Annotated in this window: 14 protein-coding genes and 3 pseudogenes; 5 read left to right on the top strand and 12 right to left on the bottom strand. The window is 47.5% G+C overall.

Going from position 1 to position 14,023, the window contains the following annotated elements; genetic code table 11:
- The first annotated feature begins 2 nt into the window (after positions 1 to 2).
- The 4 genes from B1728_RS07640 to cyoE are packed head-to-tail and all read left to right on the top strand — an operon-like array spanning position 3 to position 3,796.
- Entirely contained in the window at positions 3 to 1,985 is a 1,983-nt protein-coding gene (locus B1728_RS07640) for a cbb3-type cytochrome c oxidase subunit I (protein WP_079909574.1), read from the top strand.
- Positions 1,982 to 2,593, top strand: coding sequence for a cytochrome o ubiquinol oxidase subunit III (cyoC, locus tag B1728_RS07645; RefSeq protein WP_079909575.1), 612 nt, complete (start codon positions 1,982 to 1,984; stop codon positions 2,591 to 2,593). The genes B1728_RS07640 and cyoC overlap by 4 nt, the downstream gene beginning before the upstream one ends.
- 1 nt (position 2,594) lies before the next feature.
- Positions 2,595 to 2,921: a cytochrome o ubiquinol oxidase subunit IV gene (locus B1728_RS07650; RefSeq protein ID WP_483310968.1), complete on the top strand. Its 327-nt coding sequence runs from the start codon at positions 2,595 to 2,597 to the stop codon at positions 2,919 to 2,921.
- On the top strand, positions 2,918 to 3,796 hold the full coding sequence (gene cyoE / locus B1728_RS07655; RefSeq protein ID WP_079909576.1) for a heme o synthase: 879 nt from the start codon (positions 2,918 to 2,920) through the stop codon (positions 3,794 to 3,796). Before B1728_RS07650 ends, cyoE begins: the two co-directional genes overlap by 4 nt.
- 278 nt (positions 3,797 to 4,074) lie before the next feature.
- On the opposite strand, the pseudogene B1728_RS07660 reads toward cyoE, so the two are convergent.
- Positions 4,075 to 4,977, bottom strand: a pseudogene (locus B1728_RS07660) (aminotransferase-like domain-containing protein); the annotation flags it as partial.
- 164 nt (positions 4,978 to 5,141) lie between these two features.
- On the opposite strand from B1728_RS07660, the pseudogene B1728_RS07665 reads away from it, so the two are divergent.
- Positions 5,142 to 5,606, top strand: a pseudogene (locus B1728_RS07665) (transposase); the annotation flags it as partial.
- 241 nt (positions 5,607 to 5,847) lie between these two features.
- Here B1728_RS07665 and B1728_RS07670 read toward each other — a convergent pair.
- The 11 genes and pseudogenes from B1728_RS07670 to B1728_RS07720 all read right to left on the bottom strand — a co-directional run bounded on the left by B1728_RS07670 (position 5,848) and on the right by B1728_RS07720 (position 13,088).
- Complete coding sequence (locus tag B1728_RS07670) at positions 5,848 to 6,678, bottom strand: NmrA family NAD(P)-binding protein (protein WP_079909577.1); 831 nt, start codon at positions 6,676 to 6,678, stop codon at positions 5,848 to 5,850.
- Positions 6,675 to 7,067, bottom strand: coding sequence for a MerR family transcriptional regulator (locus tag B1728_RS07675; protein ID WP_483310970.1), 393 nt, complete (start codon positions 7,065 to 7,067; stop codon positions 6,675 to 6,677). Before B1728_RS07675 ends, B1728_RS07670 begins: the two co-directional genes overlap by 4 nt.
- A gap of 272 nt (positions 7,068 to 7,339) precedes the next feature.
- Positions 7,340 to 7,864, bottom strand: a complete 525-nt coding sequence (locus B1728_RS07680) for a YfiT family bacillithiol transferase (protein WP_306293515.1) — start codon at positions 7,862 to 7,864, stop codon at positions 7,340 to 7,342.
- Positions 7,865 to 8,002: 138 nt separating this feature from the next.
- A complete protein-coding gene (locus B1728_RS07685; protein WP_079909580.1) occupies positions 8,003 to 8,551 on the bottom strand; it encodes a GNAT family N-acetyltransferase in 549 nt (182 codons plus the stop codon).
- Positions 8,552 to 8,840: 289 nt separating this feature from the next.
- A pseudogene (locus tag B1728_RS07690) lies at positions 8,841 to 9,670 on the bottom strand (phosphotransferase).
- A 478-nt stretch (positions 9,671 to 10,148) separates the two neighbouring features.
- Positions 10,149 to 10,469, bottom strand: coding sequence for a GyrI-like domain-containing protein (locus B1728_RS07695; protein ID WP_306293516.1), 321 nt, complete (start codon positions 10,467 to 10,469; stop codon positions 10,149 to 10,151).
- A 58-nt stretch (positions 10,470 to 10,527) separates the two neighbouring features.
- Entirely contained in the window at positions 10,528 to 11,298 is a 771-nt protein-coding gene (locus B1728_RS07700; RefSeq protein WP_079909581.1) for an ABC transporter permease, read from the bottom strand.
- Positions 11,299 to 12,057, bottom strand: a complete 759-nt coding sequence (locus B1728_RS07705) for an ABC transporter ATP-binding protein (protein WP_079909582.1) — start codon at positions 12,055 to 12,057, stop codon at positions 11,299 to 11,301.
- A 15-nt stretch (positions 12,058 to 12,072) separates the two neighbouring features.
- A complete protein-coding gene (locus tag B1728_RS07710; RefSeq protein ID WP_079909583.1) occupies positions 12,073 to 12,423 on the bottom strand; it encodes a DUF1048 domain-containing protein in 351 nt (116 codons plus the stop codon).
- Positions 12,424 to 12,435: 12 nt separating this feature from the next.
- Positions 12,436 to 12,783 (bottom strand): DUF1048 domain-containing protein, encoded by a 348-nt coding sequence (locus B1728_RS07715; RefSeq protein ID WP_079909584.1) that lies wholly within the window; start codon positions 12,781 to 12,783, stop codon positions 12,436 to 12,438.
- Complete coding sequence (locus B1728_RS07720) at positions 12,780 to 13,088, bottom strand: PadR family transcriptional regulator (protein ID WP_306293517.1); 309 nt, start codon at positions 13,086 to 13,088, stop codon at positions 12,780 to 12,782. Before B1728_RS07720 ends, B1728_RS07715 begins: the two co-directional genes overlap by 4 nt.
- Between the last annotated feature and the right edge of the window lie 935 nt (positions 13,089 to 14,023).

Raw genomic sequence — 14,023 nt, forward strand, 5'->3', positions numbered from 1 at the left:
TCATGCTGGATCCTACTAAAAGCATCGCATCCCAATTTTTCGTAACCGGTGATCCTCTGATTTATGGTGCGGACGTAAGCATTATCCTTACTCTTGGTGCAATCTTGTTCGCGCTGACGTATTTCAAAAAATGGGGGTGGCTCTGGCGGGAATGGTTGACTACGGTCGACCACAAAAAAATCGGTATTTTGTATATTCTTTCCGCGTTTCTTATGCTGTTCCGCGGTGGAGTGGACGCATTGCTGATGCGAACGCAGCTCGCCATGCCGGACATGCCATTTTTGCAGCCTGATCATTATAATGAGATCTTCACGACGCACGGCGTCATTATGATATTGTTCATGGCTATGCCCTTCATGTTCGGTCTGTTTAATGTGGTTATCCCGCTTCAGATCGGGGCTCGTGACGTTGCTTACCCGTTCCTGAACGCACTCAGCTTCTGGCTGTTTTTCTCAGGGGCCATGCTGTTTAACCTGAGCTTTGTCATCGGAGGTTCGCCGGATGCGGGATGGCTTGCTTATCCGCCTTATTCCGAGCTGATGTACAATCCCGGTGTCGGGCAAGACTTCTATATATGGGGGATTCAGATTTCCGGGATCGGCAGTCTGATGACCGGCATCAATTTTATCGTTACGATTCTGAAAATGCGGGCGCCGGGGATGAAGCTGATGAAAATGCCGATGTTCGCCTGGTCGGTGCTCTCCAGCTGCATTGCGATTATTTTCTCGTTCCCCATATTGACGGCGACGCTGGCGCTGCTGTTCTTGGACCGTTATGCCGGAGCGCACTTTTTTACGCTGGACGGCGGCGGCAACCCTATGATGTACATTAACCTGATCTGGATGTGGGGACATCCCGAGGTATATATTATCGTATTGCCGGCTTTCGGTATTTTTTCCGAAGTGGTGGCGACGTTCTCCAAGAAAAAGCTGTTCGGCTACAATTCTATGGTATACGCCATGGTCATTATCAGTGTTTTGTCATTCCTGGTATGGGCGCATCATTTCTTTACAATGGGTTCTGGAGCCGACGTGAATGCCTTCTTCGCTTTGACAACCATGCTCATAGCCATACCGACCGGGGTAAAGGTGTTTAATTGGCTGTTCACCATGTTCCGTGGCAGGATTACGTTCGAAGCTCCGATGCTGTGGACAGCCGGTTTTATTCCATGCTTTGTTATCGGCGGTATGACAGGAGTCCTGCTGTCGGTTGCGCCAGCGGATTTTCAATACCATAACAGCTATTTTCTGATTGCGCATTTTCATCAAGTCATTATCGGCGGTGTCGTCTTCGGCTACTTTGCCGGCCTATATTACTGGTGGCCCAAAATGTTCGGCTTCAAGCTGAACGAGCGAATCGGCAGATGGGCATTCTGGTTCTGGAACATCGGCTTCTATATCTGTTTTATGCCCCAATATGTCCTGGGCTTGATGGGGATGACGCGCCGTGTCGTCACTTACAGCTGGGATAAAGGCTGGTGGGAGCTCAATCTGGTATCTACCATCGGCGCCGGTTTGATGGGGATTGCATTTCTGCTTCAGGTTTGGCAAATCGCCCACGGCGTCAAGCATTTCCGCCAGCATCTCGATACGACGGGAGATCCGTGGAACGCTCGTACGCTGGAGTGGTCGATTCCTTCGCCTGCACCGCTGTATAACTTTGCCGTCATTCCGCAGGTGACCAAGATGGACGATTGGTGGGAAACAAAGCAGCGCAAAGGAAGAGAGGCAACTTTTAATGAGGCCGTTACATTGGAGCCCATTCATATGCCTCGAAATTCCGGCATCCCGATCACCATGGCCGGCTTCTGGTTTGTGGCGGGGTTCGGCTTCGTCTTTCACTGGCTGTGGCTCATTATCCCAGGATTAGCAGGCGTTGCGATCTGCATGCTCGCCCATTCCTTTAACTACAATACCGATTATTACATTCCGGTCGATGAAGTCAGTCGCACAGAAACGGCCATGAGGAGGGTGAACAGACAATGAATGCATCCCAACTGAGTCCAGCATCGGCGGCCGGGCACCACGACCAACCTGATTTGGAAGAAATGCGAACGTTCGGTTTTTGGATCTACCTTATGACCGATATTATGATTTTCGGCACATTTTTTGCCACCTATATCGTTCTAAAAAACAATACCAACGGGGGACCAGGGCCGGCCGATTTATTCGAATTGGGCGGGGTCATCGTCAGCACATTGATTTTGCTAACCAGCAGCTATACCAGCGGATTGGCTGTATTGGCTATGAACCGAGGAAAGAAGCAGGCGCTGGTCCGATGGCTCGGCGTAACGGCTGTACTGGGAGCCCTGTTTGTTGGACTCGAGATCCGGGAGTTTGCTGAATTTGTGCAAGAAGGCGCGACGATGGGTACAAGCGCTTTTCTATCGGCGTTCTATACGCTGGTAGGCACTCATGGCTTGCATGTGACCCTTGGTCTGGTATGGATGCTTGCCATCATGGTTCAGCTGAGCAAGCAGGGAATTACGCCAGTCACCAAACGAAAGGTTCACGTCATCAGCTTGTTTTGGCATTTCTTGGATGTTGTGTGGATCTTCGTATTTACTGTGGTTTATTTAATGGGGGTGAGCTAGTTTGGAGAACATACATTCGGTTCCCTCAGGGGGCAAAGCTCATGGATATGTTCAATCGTATACGATGGGGTTCGTCATGTCTCTTCTATTAACTGCGATTCCGGTAGCCATTGTTCTCGGAGGCTGGCTTACAGGAATAACCAAAGCAGTCGTATTAATGGCCGCCGGCACCCTGCAGCTGATTGTACAGCTATGGTTCTTCATGCATCTGCGGGATGAGAAGAAGCCGCGTTATCAGTTGATATCCCTATTGCTTGGGCTGGTAATCCTGATCGTCATTGTAGCGGGATCAATGTGGATCATGCTGTACAACATGGTGGCCGTATGAGCAGGGCCGCTTCCATCCGGGATTGGGTCGAATTGACCAAGCCGCGTATCCTTCTACTAAATCTTATCGCCGCATTCGGGGGCTGCTGGATAGCCTCCCGATGGTCGGCGGACTGGAAGCTCTTGCTATGGATGCTGCTGGGAACTACGCTTACCATGGCTTCCTCTTGTGTTTTGAACAATGTATGGGATTATAAGCTGGACCGAAAAATGGATCGGACGAGGGAACGGCCGCTTGCAACCGGAAGGATTCATCGTAAAAGCGCATTGGCTTATGGATTGGTGCTTGGGCTTGCCGGTGAAACCGTATTATTCGGAAAAGTCGGCGCCATTTGCGGCTGGCTCGGCCTTATCGGCATGTTCGTCTATGTGGTCATCTATACGATGTGGCTGAAGCGCACCTCCACCTGGAGCACCTCGATCGGAGGGATATCCGGAGCGATGCCGCCAGTGATCGGGTATTGCGCTTATAGCCATACAATGGACATGGGAGCATTGCTGCTGTTTGCGCTCCTGTTTCTTTGGCAGCCGGCCCACTTCTGGTCCTTAGCCATTCGGCGCGTAGAAGAATACAGAGCAGCGGGATATCCTTTGCTGCCTGTTCGCAAAGGAATCATGAGGACCAAGCTGCAGATGATCCCTTACGTGGTTCTGCTGCTTCCGACCGTTCTGTTGATCTATGGTCTGGGATATTCTGGAATCGTGTTCCTGATCATAGCCTTGATCGCCAGCGGAGTATGGGGCTGGCACACGGTTCGCGGCATTACCGCTGTCAATGATGGCGCATGGGCGAGAACCAATTTTCTTCTCTCGGTCAATTACTTGATGATCGTATTCGTCGTGATGATGGCGGATACGCCGGGACGACCGTTTTAACCGCAAAGACAACAAAAAGGTTGGCATACAAGGAGATGCCAACCTTTTTGTTTTGAGAAGCTTGTTTATTCCGAGAAAATTTCTATATAAGGAAGAGGGGTGTACCTCGGAAGAGTTTACGTCCGCCTTTGAAAACCGTAAAAATACCACTTCATCTAATCAAATTTACGGATTTCAACAGCGGCTGTAGGGGTATGCCCCTCTTGAGTATAATAGAAATATTTCGAGCAATACGGGTTTCTCAATTGAGGTTGGCAATATTGCCAGCCTTTTTGTATTCACTCCCTCACCAATTCCCGTAGCGCCTCGGCGAATTTGGCGACCCCATCCCGGATCTCCCCGGCTTTGGCTCTGGCATAAGTGAACCGGACATAGCTTGAGTCTGAGCCGTACACGCTGCCGGGGACGAATACAACGCCTTTCTTGATAGCCTCTTCAAGCAATCGGCCGTCATGAACGGGATGTGCCAGCTTGCACCACAAATGCAGTCCCCCATGCGGAGCGGTGAAGGAAACCAGATCCGGAAGCTCCGTTTGCAGGGCTTCGACCAAGAGATCCCGCTTAAACTGCAGCTGTATCTGCAGCCGTTCCAGGTGAGGTCGGAAGTAATCCGATCGGATGAACTGGGCAGCCACCTGCTGGGGGATGACGCTTAGCCCGAAATCCATCTGCTGTCTGGCATCAGCCAGGCGTTCCACGATCGAATGTGGCGCGACCATCCAGCCGATCCGCAGCCCGGAGGCGGCGATTTTGGAGAAGGAACCGATGTAAAGAATCGAGCCGTTAGAGTCCATCGATTTAAGAGGCATCGGAACCTCCCCCTCGTAAGCAGTCAAGCCGAAAGGATCGTCTTCCACGATAGGGAGCCCCAATTCGCTGGCAACGGCAAACAGCTGCTTGCGCCGTTCCATGCTGAATACGGTCCCCGTCGGATTTTGAAAATTCGGATTCATAAAGACCATCTTGATGCGATGCTTCTTATACAAGGTGCGAATGTCTTCGGGACATAGGCCTTCCTGATCGACAGGCAGACGGAACAGCCGCAGCCCGGCGGATTGAAACATCGGCAGGGAGTAACAATAAGAGGGGTCTTCAATCGCAACGGCATCCCCCGGCGACAAGAGGCATTGGGTAATAAGATATAACGACTGCTGGGAGCCGGACGTTATCAGTATGGAGGTGAATAAGGAAATGAAATTGAAAAAGTAAAAAAGTGAATGATTTTTTAAAAGTTTTGACCGAAAACCATCTGTATCAAAAAGTTACTTAATTACTTTTACACAAAACCCGTATTTTGTACATATGTATAACTATCATCCAAAACCCCTGATTTTTGTTTTGACACCTCAATAGCAGCCATCTAATAAGCCTCATGATGTTCATCGATTTACTCCTTCAGTACCAAGAGCTACCAAGAGCATCTTTCTCACCTGCGAAGTCAGATCGATGCCCTTGCTGAAGAAGTTGAAGCTTATCAGATTATCCTATCGATTCCCGGCATTGGTAGCAAAATCGCTGCAACGATTCTGTCCGAGATCGGGGAAATCCATCGGTTTAATCATGCCAAAAAGCTGGTTGCTTTCGCAGGAATTGACCCTAGTGTCTACTCTTCTGGTAAGTTCATGCCTTATATCTCGCCGTACTATGCGGTCTAAAAAAGACCGGGAGCAAGAAATTACGTGAGTTTTATGACAAGAAGCGTGCAGCTGGTAAGCCTTATCGCGTTGCCCTCATAGCCTGTGTTAACAAACTCCTTCACTGGATTTATGCCCTGCTAGTGAAGCAAGAAAGGTTTGTCGACTTAGCTTAGTTACCACATTTATGATTGAAATGAAAAACCTTCCAGCATGTGCAGTGAAGGCTCTTTAGTGCACCTATTTTTCAGTATACCGTCATCCCATTCTTATTTTAAGAGAAAAATGTTGACAAGATATTAGCTGGTTTTAGCGGAACAATTCGAAGTTCCTTGCGCGGACGAACCCCTGACCTCACCGCTGCCAGCGATGCATTCGGACACGTTTGTCTATTTCATTCCCTCAAAGATAATAGATTTAAGAGATACCCAAATTTATAAAAAGTCCTGCATTCTGCTTAACCCACTCTGCGAAAGTATACGGCTTGTGTCCTGTTACTTCCTCAACTGTCGGCAAAACCGTATAAGCAGATTTAGGCGGATTAAGGTGCCAACTAATCACGTAATCAATTGCATCCTCCTGAACACCCATTCTTCTCATCTGTTCACGTTCTTCTTCTTCAGAGCTCTCAATAAATTGAATTTCACGTCCGATAACCTCACTAATTATCCGGACTTTATCTTGAACCGACAAACTCTCAGGACCCGTTAGTGTATATATTTTACCTGCATGACCTTCCTCAGTTAGTGCAACCGCTGCGACCCGTCCAATATCCGCTTCATGAACAGAAGTAATTCGTGATCCTCCAAACAGATCTCGAACAACCCCCTCAGAGCGTATTGAGTTCGCCCATTTTCGTGCATTTGCCATAAATTCAAAGGCTTGAAGTTGAGTCCACTCCAGACCACTTGCCTCAACTGCCATCTCAAAAGGGCCTTTCTCGCCATTCCATAAAATGGTAACCCTGCGCACCCCAGCCTTCTCAGCAAGTTCAACGATTTCTGGACCCGTTTGTAACGGGGTATATTCAGCGCCTGTTGTAATTAAATGCATGCCGCTTATGCCAATCAACACAGAAATTAGCGTACTTGGATCACTTAAATCTCCCGCGACAACCTCTACATCATTAGGAAGATTGGCTTGCAGCGGATTACGTGTCAATGCACGTACCTTTTGCCCCTTTTGAATAAGTTGGTCCACGACGTGTCGCCCTACGGTTCCCGTTGCCCCTGTAACTAATATAGTCACTCGTTTTCCTCCTCTCGTTTTTGTACCATCTGATTGATTTTTTCGGCCAAATTGAACTTCGCTTCGGTTAATGCAGCTATTTGTTGGTTGATCTCATGCATTTTCGACTGATACATAAGCAGTAATTCCTCACAATAGACGTCCTTATCTTTATGCTCCTGATGCTCAGGATATTTGCAGAAGATGATGTCTCGAATTTGTTCCGTTGTCAGCCCTAAACCTAGATAAAGTTGAATTGCGTTTATGGAATCGATCACCTTTTCGTCATATTCCCTGTAATTATTTTCTTGACGAGATGCTTTGATCAATCCTTTCTCCTCATAATAGCGAATCGACCGGGCGCTAACGCCGGTTATTTTTCTTACCTTTCCTATCTTCAAAACGTTCACCTCACAGATTTGGAGCACTAAATTTATTATAAAGTTTAACATTAGTGTAAAGGTCAAGAAAGAAGGAATAAAAAACAGCCACCCCAGGGGATGGCCCTTAGTCTAGAAATAACAGACTGGATGGCGTTCCGCACGAAATATTTGCTGCGTTAAACTGCCCGTTAACTCAACAAAGCTGCCGTTCAGCGTGGCAGCTTTTTCATGGTGTAAATGATTGCGCTATCGTATCCGTTAGCGGAATAACATCGCGATCTAAAGATTATAAAACAAATCTACCATCCCATTCGATTCCGTAATGATGTTATTTGGGCTATATGATGTTGAGCATGCCAGGAAAACCTTTGTACGGCTATGTTTAAAGTCATATCACCGTATGTTGGACTTGTAACCACTTTTTCGAAGTCCGAAGGCTTTAAACGCCTTAATAATGTCACAAACCTGCTGTGGAGGGTTTCCAGAAGCAATATAGATGTTTCAATCGGTGTATCCTTATAGTCGTCTAACTCTGCCCACAGGTCCTCTCGAAACGTTCCCGCTAGTGGATGTTCCTCAGTTAAACCTCGTTTGAAACGAATATACGCATTCATCTCGGCATCGGCTAAATGATGTACAACTTGTTGGAGACTCCATCCTCCATTACGGTAAGGAGTATTCAGTTGTTCTAGATTTAAGCCCTCAACCGCTTTGCGAAGATTATCCATCTCAACTATTGATTCAATGAATTGTTTACGTTGCTCTTCGGTAGGTTCAAGCACCGCTGTGAACGATCCAATCGGATAACGCAATATATCCATCATCGTTTCTCCCTTTAAGTTTACCAAATTATAACATAGTAATTTGAAGATAACTGCCCTTTAGTTGAGAAATTCTGCGTAAACAAACAGGCGATGGAACTGTTCCATCGCCGCGCTATCGTACTCGTTAGCTCAATACCCTTATGGCGAAATCCTTTCCCACTCATCCTCTAAGATACTGAACACTAAGGAATCTCGCCATCCATCTTTGATTAATAATGCATCCCTCAATCTTCCTTCTTGTGTCATACCTAATTTTGTAAGAACTCTAGCTGACCCAATATTTCTAGGGTCACATGTTGCATAGATTCTATGAAGCTGAAATTCCTTAAAGCCGAAGTCTACTAATAATTTTGCAACTTCCGTAGCAATACCTTTACCCCAATAATCAGGATGTACTATATAGGCTATCTCCCCACCTTTATTTGTTGCACTTCTTATATTAAATTCTCCCGCACCAATCATAACTTCCGTATTTTGCTCGATAATCGCAAAAACAAAACGTGTTCTAGGTATTTTTTTAGAATCTACTATGATTTGATTAACAAATGCTTGAGTCTGTTCTTCGTTGTTGGGTCCCCAAGGTTGGAAACGACAAACGATATCCTGCGATGCATATTTATGTACATCTAGCCAGTCGGAAAAATTGAATTCACGTAAATATATTTTGTCACCTATAAGAGTGCTCATTAATCCATTGTCTCCTTCACAAAGAGAGTTGGGGGTGATTATTCATTCAACAAAAGCTCCAAATTATCCTGCCCGTTACTTTAATGATCATGAGCAGGTCGCTGCGTCCCCTGACCCAGTTCTGATGATTGCGCTAACGTACCCGTTAGCGCAACGACTTACTCTGTTGAATTTCGTGTTCCTCAACATAAAGCGGCATCAGAGAAGGAAGATCGTACCTTATCGCGGCCTTTAAACGACAAAATGGTGCCGATAGCCATAGCCCCATAGCCGCAACGAAATAATGAGCTTAATCCGACAGTGCCCGCATGATGTTGGACTTCGCCTCTGCCGCAATCGCTTCATTCCCGTCATCGACCGCTTGCATTAAGATCAGTATACGGATGTATACCGCGATCAGCCGCGCCAGCAGCTTCGTTTCCTCGTCCGCTCCTCCGTACGTTTCGAAAAACACGCCGCGAGCATAAGGTGGTAAAAAGCTATAAGCAACGCTCAAATCGCAAGCCGGATGGCCTACGCTCAGATCGCCCCAATCAATGATGCCGGAAACGATCCCGTTTTCATTCACAAGCATATTTCTGAAATGAAGATCGCCATGTAGCAGTGCATTCACCGCCTCGACATGGTCCTTTTGCAGCCTGCTAATATACGCTTCGATCACACCGGACTCCTCCGGCGACAAGTGTTCAACCACCTTCGATAGAAAGCCCTCCAATTTCACTTTTCGCGATGCTATGTCCGTCAAGTTTCGATGATAGCCCGGCGTCCTTCCGTCAAACCGATTGGGAAATCTCCTGGCACGTAGGCATAGCCAAGAAATGGTGCCGGGTATTCGTCACTTGCTTCGCCATAAAACAACGGTTTCGGATAGGGGATGGTCATATATGCCTCCAGCTTCGGCAGCGGCTTCCCTTCCATACGAATCGAGCCAACTGCAATCGTTCTTCTTGGAAACCGGAACACGTACTCTTCACCGATGAGAAAAACCGTATTGTCCCAGCCCCAGCCCAATCGCTTCACTTGCTTCGATGACAGCTGAGGGAATTGTCTACCGATCAGCGTCCGCGCCTGCTCTTCGTTAACCTCACACTCCGCATCCCATACATTCGTTCCTCCCATGAATTGTCTGCCTCCTCGTTCCTTACGTTATTTAGATGTTTACATCCCTGGAAGTTACGCATAACTGCCCTTTAGCTTAATGAACAAGTAGCAGCTGCCATGGCAAAAAACTGCTCCTTGTTTGTTAAACTATCGTTCTCCGATAGCGTAATGAAACATTCCGAGTTGCCTGATGCGTAAACACATTGGACCCGACTCTAGGAATCTGTTAGAGTTTTAATCGAATAAATGGATTCTCCACTTTATCATTTAGTAAATCAAACTTAGCTAGATAAAGACCTTCTGTCATATTATCCGCTAACATATGTAGTAGACTACCCCGTTAGTCGTGAAAACCGTGTTAATAAAACAGGCAATGGATCGGTTCCATTGCCACGCTATCGTTTCCCGTTGCTTCAACGAAGGATGCCGTATATTTTCGCGTAGCAGCCTCGTGTTGATCTTTAATTGAGCCCTCGTCTTTTATCCTGAACACCAATTACGCTTTACGAACCGCGAACCAGAGTTCGATATAGTTGAGGCCGTCCTTAGCGCCGTACATTTTGAACTCTATCCCGCGGCGTACCTGCTCATAGCCGGCCGTTGGGAGCCATTCGGTGTAAAAGCGTTTGTATAGCGTTTCGATTGTCTCGTCGAACTGATTCCATGGATGCGGCTCCGACGGGAAGATCGCCCACGTATGCGCGGGAATAGTCACCGAGGTATACCCTTCCGTATTGCTGGCTTCGTCTTTGAAGGCGCGCAGAATGTACGGGAACGTGTCCGGACCGGTCTTCCGGTAATTCTGCCCTCTGGTTATCTTTACATAAAAGGATTACAAGAATTGCTGTTGGAGGGGCCTTTACTGCTCGTAACCATTAAGCTGCATTCCGTTTGTATGCGCGCACCGCAAATAGATATGCAACAATCATTACCCCTAAGCACCACGCTAAAGCAACCCATATATCATTGCCTACCGGTTGACTTGACAATAGTGCACGGATAGTTTCAACGATAGAGGTCACAGGCTGGTTTTCGGCAAAGGCACGAACGACTTTCGGCATCGAGTCGGTCGGCACGAACGCCGAGCTAATAAACGGCAGGAAGATCAATGGATAGGAAAAGGCGCTTGCACCTTCCACTGTTTTTGCGGACAGTCCGGCAATGGCCGCGATCCAAGTCAAAGCCAGCGTAAATAGCACGAGTATACCTGCTACGGCAAGCCAGGACAGTACTCCTGCCGACGAGTGAAAGCCCATCATGAGCGCTACAAGAATGATGACGACAACAGAAATGACGTTGGATACCACCGAGGTCAGCACGTGCCCCCATAGGACAGTGGAACGCGCAATCGGCATGGAGTGGAATCGCTCGATAATACCCCGTTGCTTATCCAAAAACAGGCGGTAGGCCACATAAGCCACCCCGCTGGCAATAGCCATAAGCAGTATGCCAGGCAGCAGGTAATTCACATAGTTATCCGTACCGGTTTGGATTGCGCCGCCAAACACATAGACGAACAGCAGCATCATTGCAATCGGAGTGATGCAGACCGTGAGGATGGTGTCCATACTGCGGAAAATATGGCGCATGGAACGTCCAAGCATCACGCTCATGTCGCTGAAAAAATGGTTTTTTGCCGCCTCCATTTACATGGCTTCCTTTTTACCGATGATTGCGAGGAATACTTCCTCCAGTGTCGGCTGTTTTTCAACATACTCTACCTTCGCTTTCGGGAACAGCTTTTTCAGCTGCGCGAGCGTGCCGTTGGCGATAATCCTGCCCTCATGCAGAATGGCAATTCGGTCGGCCAGTTGCTCGGCTTCCTCTAAATACTGTGTGGTCAGGAATACCGTCGTGCCGCTGTCGGCAAGCTCCTTTACAATCTTCCAAACCTCGATACGCGCCTCGGGGTCAAGCCCAGTGGTTGGCTCGTCGAGGAAAATGATCTGCGGTTTTCCCACAAGGCTCAAGGCGATGTCGAGCCTGCGGCGCATACCACCCGAATAAGTAGATGGCTTACGGTCGGCGGCATCGGTTAAGCCAAAACGTTTCAGCAAATCGTCCGCAACTTGACGCGGATGATCCAGATGCCGCAGCTTGGCAATCATGATCAGATTTTCCCGCCCGGTCAAAACCTCATCCACCGCCGCAAATTGCCCGGTCAGACTGATCGCACGCCGCACATTCTCGGGTTTTGACGCGACGTCAAATCCATTTACGACGGCGGTGCCTCCATCTTGTTTGAGCAGCGTGGTGAGGATTCTGACAATCGTCGTCTTGCCCGCGCCGTTGGAGCCAAGCAGGGCGAAAATCTCACCTTGCTTCACTTCAAAATCGACGCCCGTTAGGACTTCTGTGTCCTTGAAAGACTTTCGCAGACCTTTCACTTCAATTGCTTTTTCCATCCTGACATCCCCCTTTTACTTTTCTTTATCCGCAACCTTTTTCATGGCCTTGTTACCTTCTTGGCCAACGGATTCTTGATAGATGTCAGCGTAAGTTTTTGAATCTTTGATTAGATCATCGCAGAAAGCCGCTACGTCATTGCCCGTCACTTCGAGCACGCCTTTCCCCAAGGCCGCGCCCTCTTCAAAAAGATCGATAATCCCCGAGAGCAGCCCCGTCCCCTCGGTTAGCTCAACAGGACCGACCTTAAAGAGATATTTTTGAATCTCTTTATAAACAATCCGATAATCTTGCGGGAGCGCTTTGACACGCGCCACGTGCGCTCGCCACTCTTTTTTGCCTTCGATGATATCTCGTATTTTCATTTTATCCTCCTCCTATTTACCTAATTTTTTAGCGATATTATTGTTGAGTTGCTCGCGCCACTTGTCGCGAAAAGACTTTGCACCTTCTTCGCCGGCCAGCGCTGAACAGAAGCCTTTGATATCATCACCCAAAACCTCTTGGACACGCTGACCGTCCGCCGCCGATTCTTCCAGCAAGCCAAGCACACCGTCAAGAATTGGCATGAGGTTGCGACCAGTAAAATCGGAGTACTGCCATAGATTGGCATTAATTTTTTTCCATGCCGCTTGATAATCAGCTGGCAGCTTTTTGGCTCGCGATTCAAACGTCTTAAATTGTTTAGTCATGTCGCTGCCGGTGATTTTTTCCCAAAAATTCATTGTTTTTTCTCCTTTAACTCGTTAATTTTTGACGATACGAACTCCCATTTTTCCCAGAACCTCCGCAGCTCCTCGCGCCCCGCATCGTTGATCGCGAAAAACTTTCGCGGCGGTCCCATATCGGAGGGCTTCTTGGTGATCTCCACCAATTTGTTTTTTTCAAGCCGGATCAAGATGGTGTATACCGTTCCCTCCACAACATCTGTGAAGCCGAGGGCGTTCAGACGCCGCGTGATTTCGTAGCCGTAGGTTTCTTTGCGGCTTATAATTTCAAGGACACAGCCCTCAAGCACGCCTTTGAGCATTTCCGTTAGGTTTTCCAGCACAATCACTCCTTGCTATTCTGTATGACTGGTATGAAGTAATACTTACTACTGCTATAAAGTAACACGTAGTAGATGATTTGTCAATAGCGTTTGCTCTGACACGGATTTACATTTTCAACTATCTTGCCCGTTCGCTTTTTCCCAAGCCAGTATATAACAAACCCGCACCTCAGCTTTCCATTGGGATGGTCGACTTTCGGCAGCCTTCTCCTGATGTACTTGTGCTATTGTATCCGTCGATTAGATTAGCCTGCAATGAACAAGAGCCGCAATATTCTTCCCGCTGGCTGTCAGAGGAATACCGGGCATAGATCCACACCCTACATCTATTACCATCCTTTCTCTAAAAAATCACTCATGTACCGTATTCCTTTGTCATCAATTTTCAGCACCCATTTTACATGATTGAAATATCCGGTTTTATTTAGAATACACACACCTTCAATAATAATATCGTTTCCTTAGCGTACGGAATTTCCGGCTTCTTTGATCTAATTTTCGCTTAGCGTAACAAATATTAATTTATATGCATCAAAATACTATTTTGCGTAAATAAAAGCCCCGGCATGACAAGAACTTGATAACATACCCGCGTTGCGCGAAACGGGCATTTATTAAAAACAAAAAACATCATTCATTTTTTGAATGATGTTTTTTTGTCCCTCCCGGCTAAATTGTAAACCTTGCAACATTCTTATCAACGTATTCACGCATAAACAGTTGGAAGATAACAAATGCTGCACGTCTTGAGTCCAATTTTATTGACGAGCCGCAGGAGCAGGAGCCGGAGCCGCTCGCTGCGTTGGAATCAAGTTGTCTACATTGGACTGTGACTTGTTAATTTGCTCTTGCGTCAACGGCTTGCCAACGCCGAAGCTCTTGACGATTTTCTTCAGCGTATCCGCATCGAAATC

This window comes from Paenibacillus sp. 32352, assembly GCF_002042965.1.
In the GTDB taxonomy this organism is placed as follows: domain Bacteria; phylum Bacillota; class Bacilli; order Paenibacillales; family NBRC-103111; genus Paenibacillus_S; species Paenibacillus_S vulneris.